The sequence below is a fragment of the Streptomyces sp. NPDC057654 genome (genome assembly GCF_042800135.1).
GTDB lineage: Bacteria > Actinomycetota > Actinomycetes > Streptomycetales > Streptomycetaceae > Streptomyces.
In genome coordinates this window covers 1-18,112 of record NZ_JBHVHQ010000072.1, presented here as the reverse complement: position 1 = coordinate 18,112, position 18,112 = coordinate 1, and the positions used below count along the sequence as shown (strand labels likewise).

18 protein-coding genes and 1 pseudogene are annotated in these 18,112 nt (G+C 66.7%); 16 read left to right on the top strand and 3 right to left on the bottom strand.

Features of this window, described 5'->3' with window-relative positions:
* Positions 1-70 precede the first annotated feature (70 nt).
* The 13 genes and pseudogenes from ACFU99_RS09015 to ACFU99_RS08955 form a co-directional block, all read left to right on the top strand.
* Positions 71-289 (top strand): annotated as a pseudogene (locus ACFU99_RS09015) (transposase); the annotation flags it as partial.
* 82 nt (positions 290-371) lie between these two features.
* A complete protein-coding gene (locus tag ACFU99_RS09010) occupies positions 372-1,268 on the top strand; it encodes an IS3 family transposase (RefSeq protein ID WP_384387986.1) in 897 nt (298 codons plus the stop codon).
* A gap of 909 nt (positions 1,269-2,177) precedes the next feature.
* Entirely contained in the window at positions 2,178-3,785 is a 1,608-nt protein-coding gene (locus tag ACFU99_RS09005) for a hypothetical protein (protein WP_384387983.1), read from the top strand.
* The gene (locus tag ACFU99_RS09000; protein ID WP_384387980.1) at positions 3,782-4,003 is read left to right on the top strand and encodes a hypothetical protein; all 222 of its coding nucleotides are present in this window, start codon (positions 3,782-3,784) and stop codon (positions 4,001-4,003) included. Before ACFU99_RS09005 ends, ACFU99_RS09000 begins: the two co-directional genes overlap by 4 nt.
* Complete coding sequence (locus tag ACFU99_RS08995; RefSeq protein WP_384387978.1) at positions 4,000-4,779, top strand: hypothetical protein; 780 nt, start codon at positions 4,000-4,002, stop codon at positions 4,777-4,779. Before ACFU99_RS09000 ends, ACFU99_RS08995 begins: the two co-directional genes overlap by 4 nt.
* Positions 4,776-5,138: a hypothetical protein gene (locus ACFU99_RS08990; protein WP_384387976.1), complete on the top strand. Its 363-nt coding sequence runs from the start codon at positions 4,776-4,778 to the stop codon at positions 5,136-5,138. The genes ACFU99_RS08995 and ACFU99_RS08990 overlap by 4 nt, the downstream gene beginning before the upstream one ends.
* A complete protein-coding gene (locus tag ACFU99_RS08985) occupies positions 5,135-7,033 on the top strand; it encodes an alpha/beta hydrolase family protein (RefSeq protein ID WP_384387973.1) in 1,899 nt (632 codons plus the stop codon). The genes ACFU99_RS08990 and ACFU99_RS08985 overlap by 4 nt, the downstream gene beginning before the upstream one ends.
* 45 nt (positions 7,034-7,078) lie before the next feature.
* The gene (locus tag ACFU99_RS08980) at positions 7,079-7,297 is read left to right on the top strand and encodes a hypothetical protein (protein ID WP_384387970.1); all 219 of its coding nucleotides are present in this window, start codon (positions 7,079-7,081) and stop codon (positions 7,295-7,297) included.
* 216 nt (positions 7,298-7,513) lie between these two features.
* Complete coding sequence (locus ACFU99_RS08975) at positions 7,514-9,322, top strand: ABC transporter ATP-binding protein (protein WP_384387967.1); 1,809 nt, start codon at positions 7,514-7,516, stop codon at positions 9,320-9,322.
* Between the two features lie 69 nt (positions 9,323-9,391).
* Positions 9,392-10,261, top strand: coding sequence for a sphingomyelin phosphodiesterase (sph, locus tag ACFU99_RS08970; RefSeq protein ID WP_384387965.1), 870 nt, complete (start codon positions 9,392-9,394; stop codon positions 10,259-10,261).
* 1,288 nt (positions 10,262-11,549) lie between these two features.
* On the top strand, positions 11,550-12,410 hold the full coding sequence (locus tag ACFU99_RS08965) for a ParB/Srx family N-terminal domain-containing protein (protein WP_384387962.1): 861 nt from the start codon (positions 11,550-11,552) through the stop codon (positions 12,408-12,410).
* A 79-nt stretch (positions 12,411-12,489) separates the two neighbouring features.
* On the top strand, positions 12,490-13,365 hold the full coding sequence (locus ACFU99_RS08960) for an IS5 family transposase (RefSeq protein WP_384387959.1): 876 nt from the start codon (positions 12,490-12,492) through the stop codon (positions 13,363-13,365).
* Positions 13,358-13,762, top strand: coding sequence for a hypothetical protein (locus ACFU99_RS08955; protein ID WP_384387956.1), 405 nt, complete (start codon positions 13,358-13,360; stop codon positions 13,760-13,762). The genes ACFU99_RS08960 and ACFU99_RS08955 overlap by 8 nt, the downstream gene beginning before the upstream one ends.
* Positions 13,763-13,811: 49 nt before the next feature.
* Here the strand turns inward: ACFU99_RS08955 and ACFU99_RS08950 are convergent, their stop codons facing one another.
* From ACFU99_RS08950 to ACFU99_RS08940, 3 genes are read right to left on the bottom strand one after another with little or no spacing between them, the layout of a single operon-like run.
* Entirely contained in the window at positions 13,812-14,696 is an 885-nt protein-coding gene (locus ACFU99_RS08950; RefSeq protein ID WP_384387954.1) for a pentapeptide repeat-containing protein, read from the bottom strand.
* Positions 14,697-14,718: 22 nt separating this feature from the next.
* Positions 14,719-15,015: a hypothetical protein gene (locus ACFU99_RS08945; RefSeq protein WP_384387951.1), complete on the bottom strand. Its 297-nt coding sequence runs from the start codon at positions 15,013-15,015 to the stop codon at positions 14,719-14,721.
* Positions 15,012-15,428: a DUF6313 family protein gene (locus ACFU99_RS08940; RefSeq protein WP_384387949.1), complete on the bottom strand. Its 417-nt coding sequence runs from the start codon at positions 15,426-15,428 to the stop codon at positions 15,012-15,014. The genes ACFU99_RS08945 and ACFU99_RS08940 overlap by 4 nt, the downstream gene beginning before the upstream one ends.
* A 121-nt stretch (positions 15,429-15,549) precedes the next feature.
* Between ACFU99_RS08940 and ACFU99_RS08935 the strand changes: the two genes are divergently transcribed.
* The 3 genes from ACFU99_RS08935 to ACFU99_RS08925 all read left to right on the top strand — a co-directional run bounded on the left by ACFU99_RS08935 (position 15,550) and on the right by ACFU99_RS08925 (position 18,082).
* The gene (locus ACFU99_RS08935; protein WP_384387946.1) at positions 15,550-16,086 is read left to right on the top strand and encodes a hypothetical protein; all 537 of its coding nucleotides are present in this window, start codon (positions 15,550-15,552) and stop codon (positions 16,084-16,086) included.
* 53 nt (positions 16,087-16,139) lie between these two features.
* Positions 16,140-17,576, top strand: a complete 1,437-nt coding sequence (locus ACFU99_RS08930) for a terminase large subunit domain-containing protein (RefSeq protein ID WP_384387944.1) — start codon at positions 16,140-16,142, stop codon at positions 17,574-17,576.
* A gap of 227 nt (positions 17,577-17,803) precedes the next feature.
* Complete coding sequence (locus ACFU99_RS08925; RefSeq protein WP_384387941.1) at positions 17,804-18,082, top strand: hypothetical protein; 279 nt, start codon at positions 17,804-17,806, stop codon at positions 18,080-18,082.
* Positions 18,083-18,112: the final 30 nt, after the last annotated feature.

Below are 18,112 nucleotides of genomic sequence, written 5' to 3'. Positions count from 1 at the left end.
GTGAAGCTTCCCCTTGATCGTGGACACCTGGAGACTGGGATCTGAGAGGTTCCAGAGGAAGTAGTGCCAGGTGGGAAGCAAGTACACGAAGCGGTACTCGGACGAGTACAAGCGGGACGCGATCGGCCTCGTGCGGTCGTCGGGCCGGACGGTGACGGATGTCGCCCGGGAGCTCGGGATCAGCCCGGAGTCCCTGCGGGGCTGGGTGAAGAAAGCCCGGGCCGCCGGGGCCGCGCCGGCGACGCCCGTCCAGCAGGGCGAGGACGACCGGGACGAGGAGCTGACACGCCTTCGGAAGCTCACCGTGGAGCAGGCGAAAACGATCGAGATCCTAAAAAAGCGACAGCTTTCTTCGCGAAGGAGAGCGATCGGTGAGCGACATATGCCGGTTCATCCACGCGGAGAAGGCGCACTTCACGATCGTCCTGCTGTGCCGGGTAATGAAGACAGCCCGCTCCACGTACTACGCCTGGGCCGCCGGCGTCCAGGCCCGCGCGGTGCGGCACCGGGCGGATCAGGCCCTGGCCCACGAGATCACCGTCATCCACCTCGCGTCCAAAGGCACCTACGGCGTCCCGCGTGTCACGGCCGAGTTGAGGCGTCAGGACCGGCCGGTCAACCACAAGCGTGTCGAGCGCGTCATGCGCGAGCACCGGATCGCCGGCCACACCCGACGCACCGGGCGGCGCAACCTTACCCGGCAGGACCCCAGGGCCGCCCCGGCTCCCGACCTGATCGGCCGCGACTTCCACGCCGACCGCCCCGGGCGGAAGATCGTCGGGGATATCACCTACATCCCCACCTCCGAGGGCTGGCTCTACCTCGCCTCGTGGCTGGACCTGGCCACGCGCGAGATCATCGGCTACTCGATGGCCGATCACCACCGCGCCGACCTGGTCGTCGACGCCCTCGACATGGCCGCGGCCCTCGGCCGCCTGCAGCCGCGCTGCGTGATCCATTCGGACCGCGGATCGGAATACACCTCCTCTCAACTCAGCATCAGAATAAGGGAGTTGAACGGCCGGCAGAGCATGGGCCGGACCGGGATCTGTTACGACAACGCCGCAGCCGAGAGTTTCTGGGCCGTCCTCAAAGAGGAGATCGGGACCCGCTTCTGGCCCGACCGGGCCACCGCCCGAGCCGAGATCTTCACGTTCATCGAGACCTTCTACAACCGACGCAGGCTCCGCAAGCACATCCGCTGGGGATATCTCACCCCTCACGAGACGCGCCTGCGCTATCAGCAGGACCAGAGCCTCGCTGCCTAACGCAACTGTGTCCACGATCACGGGGAAACTTCAGTTCTGCCTTGCCGACTTCGACCATGAATATGCTCTGCTGCCCGCCCAGACGGGCGGCACGCCTCTCCGTCGTGGCCACGGGCACGTGCTTAAACGTAACCTTCGTAGCCAGTAGTCCATCGTTGTGGTGGGTCAGTTCCAGCGCGAGTGTGCACCGCAGCATCCGCAGGTTGACCTGGCTGTCCAGGGTCAGGGCCAGACCCAGGTGCTTGTTGTCCTCACTGTTGGCCCACTGCCGCGGGTAGTGCATCCACCAGCTGTAGTGGAGATTGTGTTCACCGATCAGGGGGTCTCCTCCTAGGGAGGACCCATCAACTCCTGGGCCCGGTGGACCTTTTCGACGCCCGCCCACTCGTCCCACTCACTACTGTGCCCGACGCCCTCGTTTCGTCAGTTGAGGCCCGACAGCCGGTCGCCACACTCGACCGCACTGTTGCGAAGGTGGTGCGGGAGCACTCCGACGGACACGGCGCACAACCGAGCAATCGCATCAAAGGAACGCTCCACGATCCAATGAGCATTATCAGACACGAGGTTTCGCGGAGCGATCGCCGGGTTCACCTGCCGGTTTCAATACCAGTATCGCGCCAAGTTCGACTCTCGTGCAGCGAGAAGCCAATCGAAGTGGGCGGTCCAGGAAGCCAGACGGACCCAACTAGTGGAACCGGCACGGTGATCGATGACTTCAGCCTAGATAGTGCGAAAATCTACTTTCCCTGTGCCTGTTGACGGCTCACTGGCTCGCCGCTCACGATGAATTTCACTGACATCGATTCATGCGATGTCAGATCTCATGATCTCTCACGCCCGATCCGGCGGGAATTCCCGTTTCGCGCCACGGATGAGGTTTGATTCGTGAAAACTCTTACGCAATGCATGGCCCAGGGTGCCAGTGAAGGATTCATCGGTGCCGTGAAAGGCGCCGAAATCACCGTCGACTCCATCTGCTCTTGCGGAAGACGGCATCGCGCGTCTCCCGAGAGAACCCAAGACAAGGTCACAGTGTCTGCGTTCAAAGACGCGGGAATTGTCGCGGCGACCTGGGTATGTCGGAGAACTGGGCAGTTGGGACGTGGTCCGCTGTCCCAGGCACCTCTTTTCTACTCTGTCCGGGACGATGCCCTTCATTTCTCGACGGACTTGCGGGAACTGGTCGGTGAGACACCGCCCTGGTCCGCAGCGGTGGCTGCCGCATTGGGGGGTGTGGTGCCGCATGCTCCGCTCACACCGTACGAGAACGTTTTCCAGCTTGCCTGCGGGACGACTCTCACGGTCACCGGGGGGAAAGAACGTCTGGAACTGATGGAGTTGGGCCTGCGGGAACTGATCGACTCGGCTCAGCGGCTCGTCGGGCACCGCAACCCGACGGTGGCGCTGCGCCGTGCGCTGGCTCACGCGGTCGAGGACTCCCTGGCTGGAGCGGACGAGTCCGCAGGGGTGCTCGGTGATGGAGGCGGCCTGGGTGCGGCGGCCATTGCCGCCGCAGGTGGCGATCGGTTGCGGCGGGTGCACGTTCACGTGAACGTGCCGGTGCTCCAGCGCAGACGGGATCGGCTGATGCCGGGGACCGAGGTGATCGATGGCAGTCCGGCGTGGCTGCGCGCGAGCGATCCGGGCTGGCCCCGTTACTTCCACGAGGCCGATGCCTGGCCGCCGGAGGGCGGCGCGACATGGCCGGGCTCGACTCGCCCGTTGAGCGGCGCGGTGCTGGCCGACGCGATGGCAGCGCCCCCGCCGACCCTCGGGCGCCTGCGCTCCGGATGGGTACGCCTGGCCGACGCCTCGCCCAACACAGACCTGCGCGGACGGCGCGGATGGCGTGCCTGGCTCAGGCCGAAGCCCATCGAGGCCGCCGCCGAAGCGCCCCCAGCCGATGGAGAGGGTGAGAGCCCGCCGCCAGAACGCATGGAACACGGCAAGTGGCTGTCCCTGGAAGCCCGAGGGAGTCGCGTACCGGTCAGCGCCGCCTACGTCGCCAGCCACCTGGTGCCCGCTGACGACGACACAACCGGTACGAGGGCCATGCTCACAGCCATCATCAAGACGATGGAGGCCACCCCGCTCTCCGGGCCGGGGCTGATGGGCCGGGCCCCGGTGCGGGTGTGCGCGCATCCGGTCGTGGTGGGAACCCTTGCCGGGCTCGCCCTCGACGGGCGGCTCAGCATGCGGACGCGCCACGGATATGCCGACCCGGTGCCGCTGCTGCGCTCCCTCGTTCCGTCCCAGTGGCGGCCGGCCGATGTCGCGCCCATGGAACGCGAGCAGCTGCTCGCGGCCGCGTTTGTCACCCGTGCCCTGGGCCGTCGGGAACAGCGCACCGCGCTGATGGACCGCGTCGAGTCGAGTCCGTGGATCGATCGCGACGCGCTCAAGGCCGTACTCGCCGACTCCCACACGATCCTGTTCGACGCGCTCGCGCTGCAACGACTGCACGTCACGGCGGTCCGCTACGGCGACGCACTGTACGAGGGGGTAGCCCAGTGATCTTGGCACTGAGGAGCGGCATCCGCCTGGTGGCGATGCCGTTCGGCGATGCCATCGCTCTCGACCGCGCGGGGCTTGGTATCCAACGGGTCAGTACCGACTTGGTGGACCTGCTCCGATGTCTCCCCACCGGGACGGGAGAGGCCCCGGCCGCCCTCGCCGAAGAAATCCGCCAAGGGCTCGCGGACGGCTGGCTCTTGGCCGAGGAGGTCTCATGAACGTTCTGCCTGGCGCCGCCGCGCTCGTGGCGGGCTGCGGATTGATGTGGGTCAGTGTCATCGCGAAACTCGCCGATCGCGAATCGACCGCCGTCGTATGGCCGGTGACGGGCCGGCTCCGCCGCCTCCTGGGACCGCATACGGTGAGTGCGGCCGAATGCGCCGCCGTGGCCGCCATGCTGGCTCCGCTCCCCGTTCGGCTGCGGCTGCTGCTGCTCACCGTGTGCTTCAGCTGCTACGCCGTAGCGGCCGTCGTGCTGCGCGGCCGTCGCTGTGCCTGCTTCGGAAGCTGGTCGCAGACCCGCTTCTCGATGCTGCACGCCGCGGCCTGTGCCGCCGTCGCCGCTCTCGCATGGTGGGGGATGCTGTGCGGCCTGCCCTCCCCTGCTGCCACCATCAGCGCCGGCAGCTCCGTGGCTCTGGCGAGCGCGGCAGCAGCCTGGATGTGGCGGCGCTCCGCCGCACGGGTACGCCCGCCGCTCAGCGGCATCGACCGCTTCGTGATCTACACCTCGGAGTCCTGCCCCTACTGCTCGGCGCTTGAGGCCCAGCGCAGCAGGTACGAGGCGCTGACCGACCGGCCGGTGGAGTTCCGGCTGGCGGACACCGACGAGGCCGCGGAACAGGCCGGGCGTGCCTTCCCTGCGGCCGTCGGATACGACGCGGACGGTATCGCAGTGACCGAACCGGTCCACGGACTGGCCCAGATTCGCGACGCGCTGCGCCGTGCCGGAACCGGGCCGGTGCCGGTCGCCGGGACAAGGAGCATGCGGTGATCACGGAATTGCTGAAGACGTACCAGTCACGCCGTCACACCCTTCCTGGTCTCATCCAGGAAGCGGATCAGCCCCGCACGCGCGCCTCCAAGGGCCATCCGCCCGTGACCGCCGTATTGGTCACCCGCAGGCTGCTGTCCGGTTTCGGCACGGCTATGGAGGAGAACGCGGCGATCGTCTCCGCTCTCCGCCATGGCGGCCATCCCGCCCAACTGGTCGTGGGGGCGGAGCCCGTCCCGGCCGACGACGGCGAATACCCCGTCTTCACCTGGATCACGGTCGACGGCCTGCCACTCGACCCCTTCAGGCCGCCCGACACCTTCCTGGTCGAACTGGCCCGGTACCCGGAGCATCCATGAGCGCCCCCGGCCCCCTCACCTCCCGAGTGCTGCACACCCCCATCGAGACCGCTACCGCCTCGGCGGGCGACGGATACGGATGGGGCATGCACCGGCACCTGTACCCACCCGCTGTTCCGGAATCGGACGACGCACCCGCCGATCTGCGCACCGGGCAGGCGGAGTTCTGCTCCCCGGACGGTCGAAGCTGGGCGCCCCGGGAGCTGCACGACGTCGTCGGGCGGCCGGTCCGCAACGCGGGGCGATGGGCGGGCATCGCGGTGGCCGACGGCGAGCCGCGCGGCTGGATCGCCGATACCGCGACGCGCCGAGTGCGACTGCTGGACACCGTCGTAGGGCTGACAGCGGGTGACGGCGCACCGGTGGCGTGGAGCGGATCCGAGGTCGTCATGCCGGTCGCCGCGCCCGCTCGACTCCGCGCACCGCACTACGTCTTCGAGGCCGAACCAGGGCAGCGGATCAGGATGGCCCTGCCTGAGGCCACCGCCGGTCATCTCCGGCTGAAGTACATGTACGTGGACCCCGCCTCCGGGACCGTCCGGCCCTCGCCGCTGGCGCCCCGCGGCTACCGTGACGTCCGCGCCACCGCTGAGGGAGCCATCGCCGCACACGTCCCCGGCCTCATCGCCGTCGGTACACCGGGCAGTGACCGGGAACAGGTGATCGACCTGGACGGCGCGACGCTGCTCGGTTTCCAGTGGCTGCCCGAACTCGGCCTCGTCACCGTCACGAGCCGCTCGGACGGCTTCGTCATCACCTCCCACACCCAGCACGGCGCGCGGCTCCTGCACCAGCAGGACGGCATGTTCCTGCACTGCCTCGAAGGCCGGGCGCCGACCGTCCTCGCCAAGAGCGAGCGGGGAGACCACCTGCTCGTCTCGGTGGCCGACGGCTCCGTGCAGTTGACGTCCCTCGAAGAACGCGACGTCGACGCGGCTCCGCTGAGAACCGTCGAGGTGGCCCCGGGCATCGTCGGCGAACGGCGCTTCGCGCTCCTGCACGCCGACAACACAGTCGTGGTGTGGCACGCGGGCACCGGCGCGATCATCGCCCGCAGGAGGTCCCGTCGGCATCTGCCCGAAGACCGGCTGCCGGTCGCGGTGCGCTCCTGGGAGGACGGCACGTGCACGCGCCTCCCCGCTCCCGGGCTGCCGCCCCGGGCCGCCGCACCCCCCATCCGCCAGACTATGGACCACTTCGGCACCACGGTGTCGCTCCACCGCCCGCCAGGACCTGTGTCGGGGACGCTCGTATGGCTGTCGCACGCCGGCCCCCGTGTTCCCCTTCCGCCGGACACCGCGTGGCTGACGGACGAGGGTTGGGCCGTACTGCATGTGCGACTGGATCTCGGATGGTGGCCGGACACACCGGACGAACGCATCCGGCCGCGCGTGGTCCAGCAGATCCGCGACACCGTCGACGCCTGCCGCCCCGACCTGCCCGGCCCGTCGTCCGGCCTCACCATCGGCGGGGCCAGCTTCGGGGCCACACTCGCCCTGATGGCCCTCGCCGACTGCGAGTTGTTCATCGCCGGCATCGCCCAGAGCGGCGCCTACTCCCGCCACCTCACGGCCCTCGGATTCCAGGACGAGCACCGGAGCCTATGGGAGGCGCCCGATCTCTATCGGGACTTCGACGCCGTAGTGGGCGCCCCGGCCATTCGGCGGCCCGTACTCGTCATCCACGGGGAGAACGACCGCAACCCGGCGACCCCGCTCGCCCAGGCACTCCTTCTCTTCCAGGCGCTCACCGCCAACGGGACCCGCGCCCGATTAGTCGTCCTTCCTGGCGAAAAGCACACCGTGTGCACGCGGGAAGGGCTCGCCGCAGCACTGGCGGCGAAGTCGCAGTGGCTGAACACCGTCGGAAAGGAGGCCGTTGCCCACTGCACGTAGTACTCGGCAAGCACAGAACACCACACATCTCAAGGAGGTAACACCATGCGTATGCTCGACGACATCACCACCTCTCGGGTGGGGTTGTCCATGACGACCTACGTCCCGACCCGCGAATCCATCTGCCACTGGCGGGGTACCGCGCCCTTCTGCTCCCCCGAGTGCGGCGCCGGCGAAGTGCTGTGCGGCAAGAGCAGGTGCGGCGACGGGAAGTGCTGCACGACCGGCGAGAAGTACTACTGCTGCTTCAAGAGTTGCTCGTAGCCAGCGGCAGTGACACCACGGGGCACACCTGGCACAGGTGAGCTGGATCAGATACCCGGCGCAGGTGTGGACGTGCGCCTCACGCCCACACCTGCGCTGTCGAGAACCCGCATCACCGAACCGACGCGAGACATGTGCCGTGGCGTGGAACGGAGAGTAATGGGCAAATCACAGGCTACCGCGTATGAGGAGCCGGACTGCACGAACGTGCGCCGCATGTCCTTCACCGACCTGCGGCTCCTGGTCGCGTTCGGACTCTCCATGGTGTGGCGCGCTTCCCCGCGACGGCTGACGGTGCTCGCCGGCCTTCAGATCGTCCAGGCCGCCGGCCTGGGCGTCACTGTCCTGATCGGGCGGAATGCGCTGGCCGGACTGACGGGAACTGCCAGCACACAGTCTTTGCCGCTGCACACGTACGCGGGATACGTCGCGCTGCTGCTGGCGGTCAGGCTGGTCAACAACGCTGCCAGACAGGCCGCCGACTACCAGCAGTCGATGATCCGCCTGGCTGTCGAACGGGACGCGGTCGAACGGGTCGTCACCACGGTATCGGCATATGACCTGGCGGAGTTCGAGAGACCGGCCTTCCACAACCGCGTCAGGCTCGTCATGACCGCCGCCCAAGCCCACCTACCGCAACTCCCGATGCTGTTCGTGTCCGTCCTGAGCGTGGCCTCGACAGCCATCACCCTGGGAGCCGTGCTGGCAACGATGGCCTGGTGGCTGGTTCCCCTGCTCGCGGTCGCCGGCCTCCCCATGGTCCGAGTGACCCTCTGGCAGCATCGCGCGATCTTCGCCCTGGACACCCGCCTCACCGAGAGCAGCCGGGCGCGCTGGTACCTCATCGAGCTACTCACCGGACGCGAACAGGCGAAGGAGATCCGCGCCTTTGGACTGACCACCGTCCTTTTCACCCGCCTGTCCGGCCTCTATGACCGCGTCATGACCGAAGAGGGCACCCTCAAACGACGACTGCTGCGGCGAGAAACCACGGCCCGACTGGCCAGTGACGCCATCATCGGGGCGGCCCTGGCAACCGTGCTCGCCGCCGAAGCCGCTCAACGACTCGGCACCGCATCGGCCCTCACCGCGATCGCCTGCCTCTTCTTCGCCGCCCAGCAAGGCACGGCGGTCAGCACGGCGATCGGCAGCGTCAACGCCTCCGCATACCACATCGACGCGCTGCGCACATTCACGGCTCGGCCTCCCCGGAAACCCGCGGCCGCCGTCCCCTCACAAGTCGGCCCCCCATTCGGCGTGCTGGAAGCGAGGAACGTCTCGTTCACCTATCCAGCAGGACAGCGCCCTGCTGTGGACGGCGTATCCGTAAAGCTGCGAGCCGGTGAGACCATCGCCCTCGTCGGGGTAAACGGCTCCGGCAAAACTACCCTGACCAAACTGCTGGCAGGTCTCTACCGCCCGGACGCGGGCGAACTGCTCATCGACGGAGAGTCGGTGACCGATCCGACTCGGTTGACCGCGTTGTCCACCGTGCTCTTTCAAGACTACCTGCGTTACTGGATGACCGCCGGCGAGAACATCGCGCTCGGCGCCCCGGAACACCTCGACGACATCGACAGGACCGTACGCGCCGCACGGCAAGCAGGCATCCACGACATCGTCTCCGCTCTCCCCTCGGGCTATCTGACCAAGCTGGGCCCCCAGTTCAGGGACGGCGCAGACCTCTCACTCGGCCAGTGGCAGCGTATCGCCCTCGCGCGCGCCTTCTTCCGAGACGCCCCTTTGATCATCCTGGACGAACCGACCTCGTCCATGGACGCCTGCGCCGAGGCCGAACTCTTCGAGCGCATGCGCGCACTCTTCACTGGACGCACGGTGCTGCTGATCTCACACCGGTTCTCCAGCGTGCTCGCCGCCGACCGCATCTACGTCCTGGACCACGGAAAGGTCATCGAGAGCGGCACGCACCAGCACCTCATGGCCCTTGAGGGGGTATACCACCGGCTCTACCGAGCCCAGGCCGACGCATACCAAGACGTGTCACCCAGCGACGGGCCCCGCTGACCCGCATTCCTCGCTAACGTCCCACCCCCGCGCCACACCATCATCGAGCCCGGAAAGGCAGCCGGCATCATGCGCATTCTCACCCACAACGTCATGCTCCTCACCTACTATGAGGTTGCCCCGAAAACACATTGGGACCAGGATGAGCGAGCCGCATTCATCGGACAGGCCGACTACCTGGACGGGTACGACATCATCGCGCTCCAGGAAATGTTCGACAACGGCGCATCGGACAAGCTGCTGACCAAACTCGTCGAAAAGGGCTATCCCTACAGCACACCGGTCGTCGGCCGCTCCACGGACGGCTGGGACCGCACCCAAGGCGAACTCACGATGACGGAAGACGGCGGGGCCATCATCGTCAGCAAGTGGCCGATCGAGCACAAAGAGCAGCTCATTTACGAGGGCCATTGCGGCACCGACAAGCTTGCTGGCAAAGGTTTCGCCTACGCGATCATCAACGTCGATGGTCTGCGCACACACATGGTGTGCACGCACACCCAGTCTGATGACGAAGACTGTGACCCGGGCGTAGCGCGCACAGTTCGCCGCAGCCAGATCCAGGAGATGAACGGATTCCTGCAGGGCCTGCACATCCCGGCGAACGAACCGGTCATCGTCGCCGGCGACTTCAACATCGACCGACACAGCACCGAGTTCGACGACCTCCTCAGGGACGGCAACCTCCAGCGCCCGGACCAGCAACTGGGCTGGAAGTACTCGTTCGACACCCAGGAGAACAGCGTCGCCAAATACCGGTACCCAAACGACCCCCGCCAGGACCTCGACCACGTACTCCTGAGGACCGGCCACACGAAGCCGGGCAAACGGTGGAACAACAAGGTGCTGAAGAACCAGTCCCGCTACTGGGAGAACGGACAGCACGGCTTCACCGACTACAGCGACCACTACCCACTGGCCGCCGGCGACGTGGAATGACCGGAACCTCGCCCCGCACGAGTTGAACGCGCTGTTGACAGCGGCACTCCCGTGGAGTTCGACGAGCTGGGGTGGAGGCAACGTCGTGGCCGCGGCGGCAGGTCTAGCGGGCTAGCACTCCAACCGTGCTTGTCGTGACTGGTGGCCAGTTGTCATGGTCAGTGTTCGAGCCGTTTGTAGTGACTGATGCAAGTTTGGTGTTGTCGCCTGCGGTGCCATGTTGACAAGTGGTGGTTGCGGCCAGTCGGGGTGGGATGGCGGTTTGTAAGGCGGGTGATTAGGTGTCTGATTTCGGCGAGGGGTGTCGGGTCGAAAGGGCATCATCGAGAGCCGCCGCTTGAACGTTTCGACCCCACAGCTCTCGCATGCTGGAAGAGGGCGGTACCTGACAGACTGCCCGCCTGAGTCGTTCAACCCACCGGAAGAACCGTCCGAGGTATTCGTGCTGAACCTTACGAAGGAAATCAGTTCCGTCATCGCGTAAGCATCGACGTGACTGGGTTACCCGTAACGTAACCCTGGCCGCAAGAACGGGCCAACGTGTTCGTGATTCGCAGCAAGAAGCCCCTCGACCTGCGAGGTCGGCTTTCCAACGTGGATATGGGTATCTAGCGGTGGCCACGGCAGCGTAGGCAAGTAGAGGCCACGGGCCGTAGTTCACGGCGAGCTTCACGAGGCGGCCGGAGGGCCATTTCACGGGAACTCGTAAACACTGCCCATCCCGCTGGTCTTGTCCGATTTGGCGATCACGTGACGATCAACGTAGTCGGCCTTGACGTCGTACGACCGGATTGGTTCCGGCCTCATGTTTACCTGATCCAGAATGTGTGCCCTCTTGACCTGACGGGTCGAGTCCTGCCGCTGTGACTGTGGGGCGAAGTCAGGCTGCCTCACAATGCCGGCGCCTCGCCGACGGTGGGGCACAGACCGTCTGGGCCGCGTCGGGGCTCCTGATCGAGTGCATGTAGGAGACCGCCGCGGAACCGAACGTCTCCTCTGCCAGAGTAGTACCGTGCTCTACGTGCAGTGTTGGCACCGCGCCGCTTCGGGGCGAAGGCTTCACCTGTGCGCTTACCGCGGAGGTTCTGCGCGGACGCCTCCCTGCTTAGGGCTGGCCGGTTCCTTGGCGCGACGTCAAGGGCGGGGTCACCCCATGCGTGCTGGTGGGACTGGCTGCCGTCCTGGAAGTGGACAGCAAACCATGCCGGCAACGCATAACGGGCTGCCTCCGGCGGCTGGGGAAGCGCGGCTCGTGCCGCCGAGCTATACGGAGGGGGACCCCCGGGAATTGACCCTGCTGGACGTCAACGCCCGCTACCTTCCCCATGAACAGTTCCGCCAACTTGTTGCCAACATCCACCGGGACGGGTGCCTGACCTCTACCCCGCTGGTGTGGAACGACGTTGAGAGCGGGCGGCGCATTGTGCTGTCCGGCAATCACCGGACCATGGCCGCGATTGAGGCGGGCCTGGAGCGCATCGGGTGGCTGGAGATCACGGAGCCGCTGCCACGGCAGCGGCAGATCGCGCTCCAGCTCTCGCACAATGCCATCGCCGGGCAGGATGATCCGGCGATCCTCAAGGAGCTGTACGACGAGCTGGAGTCGGTGGAGTGGCGGCAGTACACAGGCTTGGACGACAAGACCCTGGAACTGCTGGAGCAGGTGGACGTCGCCTCCCTGGGCGAGGCAAACCTCGACTTCGCCAGCGTGCAGTTGATGTTCCTGCCCGACGAACTGGAGCGAGCCGAGGCCGCGTTCGATGCGGCACGGACGACGGCGACTGCGGATCAGCGATGGGTGGCCGGGCTGGAGCAGTACGAGCCGGTGCTCGACGCACTGGAGACCTCGCGGGCGGCGTACAAGATCGGCAACTCAGCGACGGCGCTCGGCGTGATCCTCGCGGTGTTCGAGCGGCACCTGAGCGAGCTGGCGGAAGGCTGGTTCGATCCGACCTCCGGGGAAGCGACCCGGTCGGGGGCGGCGCCGCTGGAGACGGTATTCGGCGTACGGGAGATACCGGTGGAGACGGCAGCCGCCATGCGCGGTGTCCTCGACAGGATGGTGCGGGACGGCACCGTGCCGACGGATGAGCCGTGGCGAGGTCTGGAAGTCATGATTGAGCACGTTCTTGCCTCTGGTGCCTCTTAGTGGGTGTTCTGCGAGTCGTCGTGGCCGGTTGTCCGGTTTGGTGGTTTGCGGGTGACCCGTCTTGCGGTGTGCTGGGGACGTGACCGGGCGGCAGCCGTACCCGAGTGATCTGTCGGACGAGGCGTGGGAGCTGATCCGGCCGGTCATCACGTCGTGGAAGGGCCAGCACCGCTCGGTCAGCGGGCATGAGGGCCGGTACGAGATGCGAGAGATCGTCAACGCGATCCTGTACCAGGTTCGGGTGGGCTGCCAGTGGCGCTACCTGCCGCACGACTTCCCGCCGTACACCGCGGTGTACTACTACTTCGGCAAGTGGCGCGATGATGGCACCGACCAGGTAATCCATGATCTGCTGCGTTGGCAGGTCCGCGAGGGCCGCGGGCGGAGCGAGGACCCGTCGGCGATCGTGATGGACACCCAGACGGTGCACGTCTCGGTCAACGTGCCGAAGGAGACCACGGGGCTGGATCCGGGCAAGAAGAGCCGGGGCCGCAAGCGGGGCATCGCCACCGACGTCTTCGGCCTGCTGATCGCAGTGATCGTGGTGGCCGCGAGCGTGCACGACAACGCCATCGGCATCACACTGCTGGACCGGGTCGCCGCGGACAACCCGTCGGTGACCAAGGGCTGGGTGGACGCCGGATTCAAGAACGCGGTCATCGACCACGGTGCCGCCCTGGGCATCGGCATCGAGGTCGTCCAGCGCGATCCGGACACGAAAGGGTTCAGGGCGGCACCCAAGCGGTGGATCGTCGAGCAGACCTTCGGCACGCTGCTGCTGCACCGCCGCCTGGCCCGTGACTACGAAACCCTGCCGGGCAGTGCCGCCTCGTGGATCCGCTGGGCGATGACCGACGTCATGACCCGTCGGCTCACCGGCCACACCGCATTGACCTGGCGCGATCCGCCACCGGTCGGCACCGGGGCCCCGGCCCGCGAGGCGACGCATGCGTGAGCTGCTGGCCCGGATCGACGACCGGCAGGCCGCCGGCCGCGAGGAAGTGGCCCGCCTGCGGGAGCAGATCACCAAGCTCAGCGAGCAGCTCGCCGCCGTGGAACACCGGCTGGAACGACTGGAGATCGCCCGGGAGACCGTCCTGGAGATCGCCGAGGACAGCGACAGCGAATCCGGCGGCGCCGCACCACTGCCGCCCGCTTACCACCAGATCCTCGCCCTGTTCGAGAACGACGAGCACGGCCTACGAGCCAGAGACATCTGCGAAGCCCTGGGAACCGGAACCGAGAACCGGAACGTCGAGGGCGTCCGGGCCAAGCTCAAACGCCTCGTGAGCCGCCGCATCCTCACCGAGCCCGAACCCGGCCTGTTCACCATGCCCCGACCCGCAAACTGAACCCGCGCAAAGACCCACAGAACACCCACTTAGATGCCGGGGCACTCGTTCATACCCGCACGGTGCTTCTGTCCGGGCTCTGCCCACCGCGCACTCGATAGACACCCGGACTCTCCTCGTCGGACTGCTCGACGACTACCGAGGCCAAGCCGGCAGGCCACCTCGTGCGCAAATTCCAGGTAGCTCCTACCGGTAGAAGCAGGTCTACCGCATTCATGAGATTCGCACCCTCAAGGACCGTGTTGGTCAGGTCCGCACGGGTCAGGTTCGCGCGGTTCAGGTTCGCGCCGCTCAGGTTCGCGCTGACCAGGCGCGCGCCGCTCAGCTTCGCGTCGGTCAGGTTCGCGCCGATCAGGTTCGCGTCGCTCAGGTTCGCGCTGACCAGGTTCGCGCGGATCAGGCCCGCGCCAGTCAGCTCTGCGTCGGTCAGGTTCGCGTCGGTCAGGTTTGCGTCGCTCAGGTTCGCGCTGACCAGGCGCGCGCCGCTCAGGCTCGCGCTGACCAGACTCGCGCGGTACAGGTTCGCGCCAGTCAGCTCTGCGCCGATCAGGTTCGCGTCGGTCAGGTTCGCGCTGCCCAGGTTCGCGTCGGTCAGGTTCGCGCTGACCAGGCTCGCGTCGCTCAGGTTCGCGCTGACCAGGCTCGCGCGGTACAGGTTCGCCCCGCTCAGGTTCGCGTGGGCCAGGTTCGCGCGGTTCAGGTCTGCGTAGGTCAGGTTCGCTTCGGTCAGACACGGTCGGTTGTCAGCAGATGGCGACTCGGTTTGGCTGAGTTGAGAAGCTTGGGGAACTGGAGCGTGGGGGGTTTCCTCGGCGTGCTGAGCAATGGACTCCGCCGTGGAGGTGATGGCGACGGCAGGAGCGTCAGGGCAGGCAAGGTAGAGCAGCCCGCGCAGGCGAGCTGCGTGCTTGGCGCGTTCGGCGGCCGTCACCACGTCTCCAGAGTAGGCCGATGGCTCACAGCGGGTACCTTCGCCGCTTGACGCAGATGGGACAGCGGTAGTCGGGCCGATTGTTGACCGCCAGAAGGAAGTTGACAGCCTCGTGTTCGGCCCGGCGGACGATGGTGGCTGCGGCCCTTTCGTGGCGGGGTGCTGCCTGTCCCATGATCTCCTCGATCAAATAGGTGAAGTGCTCTTCTGTCCGATTCCAGTCCGGTTCGGTGTCGTCTAAGGGATGGCGGGCACCGAAGGCCAAGACTGCGGCCTTGACGGTCTCACTGCCCTGTTTGTACACATCGTGCAGCGTGATCATGAACCGCCCCCGGACGAGGGGGGCGGGCCGGGAGCTTCGGCTAGGTGACGCAGTTCATCGAGGACGTCGCTGAGCTCGCGCGCCTGGTGGGCTTGGATCTGCTCGGTGATGATGTAACCCGCTGCACCTCCGATCATGGCGGGGATTGCAGCCCAGCCGATCACGGACAACGGCCATGCGCACCACTGATGGCGGGCGGCCACAGGCGAAGTGATCCCGGTCATCACCTCGTAGGCGTTCGCCCAGCCGATCAGGAACCCGTTGAGCACGTACAGCCCCGCGCACACCGCCAGCATGGCAGCGCCCCGGCTGATCAGCCAGAAAGCGAGCCGAGGCAGGGCGTGCCGGTCTGCCCAGTGGGCCCGCCAGCGTTGCCGTCGACGCGGTGGCGGGGGCGCAGATGCGGAGGACACATCGCCTACGTTAGGACCCAGATCGCCTCCAGACAGGTGAATGCTGGTCTTCGCAGGCTGTCTACTCTTGTGTCCTGTCGCGGCAGACTTTCGTGGCGCTGGGGAGAAGGAAGGCTAACCGGTGGTTGACCGGGGAGTCGTCGATGTCTGGGAGCGGCAGAGTGGGGAGTCGGTCCAGGCGTTCGGGGCGTTCGCCGTGTACCGCGGTCTCGGTCCGGCGCGGAGTATCACGGCGGTTGCACGGGAGTTGGATAAATCCCGTGCGCTGGTGGGTCGCTGGTCGCGACAGTTCGCGTGGGTGATGCGGGCGACGGCGTACGACCGTGAGCAGGACCGATTGTTCCTTGCGGAGCAGGCGCAGGCGCGGCGGGATATCGCCCGCAGGCACGCGAGGTTGGCGCAGGCCGTGCAGAGCAAGGCCGTCGCGCGGCTTCAGGTGCTCGACCCGCGGGAGTTGTCGCCGTCGGAGCTGCTGCGGTACCTCCAGGTCGCGGCCGAGATTGAACGCCGGGCCGTGGGCGAGGTACCGGTGGCCGAGGTGGGCCAGGGCGAGGGCCAGGGCGTGGATGTGGCGGCGCTGTCGGATGAGGATCGCCGGGCCCGGATGGTGCAGCTGCGCCGGGAGCTGGAGCGGCGGCTGTCGGAGGGGGCGTCGTGAGTCGTGGCCGGGCGAAGCGGCGTGTGGTCGAGGGGTTCGCGGATCCGTCGGCGATGAGTGAGGAGCAGTTGTGGGCTGAGGTCGCGGCGCTGGTGCGGGCGGATGAGGTGTCGGCTCGGCGGTGGGCGTGTGAGGTGGCGGGCTGTGATGGTCTGCCGCATGAGGGGTGGCGGCACCATCATGCGCGTGCGGCGCAGCGGCAGCCGTCGTGGCCGTGGACCGTGTGGATGCTGCTCACAGGGCGTGGATGGGGGAAGTCGCGGACGGCTGCGGAGGCGGTGCGGGAGTGGGCGCGGACGCCGCGGTTGCAGATCGCGGTGGTGGCGAAGAACGCGACGCTGGTGCGGGACATCTGTTTCGAGTCGCCGAAGTCGGGGCTGCTGGCGGTGATTCCGTCGGAGGAGGTGGCGAAGTACAGCTCGTCGTTGGGTGAGACGCGGCTGTTGCTGAGGAACGGCACGTTGATCCGTGGGTTTGGCGCGGAGACGCCGGACAACTTGCGGGGCTGGGCGTTCGACAAGGCATGGCTGGATGAGTACGCGGCGTGGTCTCGGCACACCGCGCAAGAGGTCTACGACATGCTGTGGTTCTGTCTGCGGGAGGCGGAGACGCCACAGACGGTGATCTCTTCGACGCCGAAGCCGCTGCCGCATGTGAAGCGGTTGGTCGAGCGGGGCCGGGCGCGGGAGAAGGCGCACCGTGAGGGCGGGGAGCCGCCGCGGGTGGTGCTGACGCGCGGGCACATGCGGGAGAACGACGCGAACCTGTCGGCGGCGGCCCGGGAGGAGTTGGAGGAGGAGTACGCCGGCACCCGGCTGGGTCGGCAGGAGTTGTCCGGCGAGTTGCTGGAGGACGTGGAAGGGGCTCTGTGGAAGGGCTGGATGCTGGAGGTTGAGGGGTTCCGGCCGAAGCCGGAGCATCTGCCGGACATGCAGCGTCTGGTCGTCGCGGTTGATCCGGCGACCAAGAGCCATGAGGACGCGGACATGACGGCCTTCACTGTGGCGGGGCGCGGCTATCCGGTGGAGTCGATGTTCGGTGATGACCGGCCGCGCGGTTTTCTGCTCCATGCCGAGCAGGGCCGGTATACGCCGACGCGGTCGATGCGGCGGGCGGCCGAGCTGTATCACGAGCACCGTGCGGACTGTGTGGTGATCGAGGCGAACAACGGCGGTGATTACTTGCCTGCGTTGTTGGAGCAGGTGGATCCGACGGTGAATTGGCGGATCGTTCATGCGACGAGGGGGAAGCGGGCGCGGGCGGCCCCGGCGGCTCAGCTGTATGAGCAGGCGAGGGTGCATCACGTGGGTGTGGCGCGGGTGTTCGCGGAGTTGGAGGAGCAGATGACGACGTTCGTCGGTCAGGGCGAGACGGAGGACTCGCCGGACTTGTTGGATTCGGCGGTGTGGGCGTTGTGGGACTTGTTCCTGGATCCGACGATGCCTCCGCCGCGGGGTGGCGATGATCGGCGGTTGAGCGGTCGGCGCTGAGCGCGGCGTGGAGTAGGTGGCGAGCGTTTCCGCTGGAGCTCTTTCGCGTCGGAATTCAAGGGCGGAAATAACTTGCATTACCTGCCCGATTCTATTCAATTCCGGATTGTTGTAGTTTAGGATTAAATCAAGAAGTTCGGGAAAAATCCCACGGAACCTTATCAAGTCAACAGTGGAAACCTCCCACGGTCAACGTCGCCTACGGCCATTCATCAAGGAGTATCGAGATGGATAAGTACATCCTCCCTAACCCGGAACCGAAGAATGTGCACGCGTGTCACGAGCAGTTCGCGGACGCGCTGGTGAAAATGCTGTCCGAGAGAGGGGGGCGGCTGGTGGAATCCGGGGACATCGAGGTCGTCGAAGGGGACCTCCTCAACAAGCCGGGACTCCGGTGCATCAGGTTCATCCCTCACGGTACGAACCTGACCGAGACGGAAGACGGCCAGGAGCAGTGGCACCACTACAACATCTTCGTGGAACTGGGGACGTTCCCCCGAAAGTAAAAAATGGGTGCGGGGAGGGGCCTTGAGGGC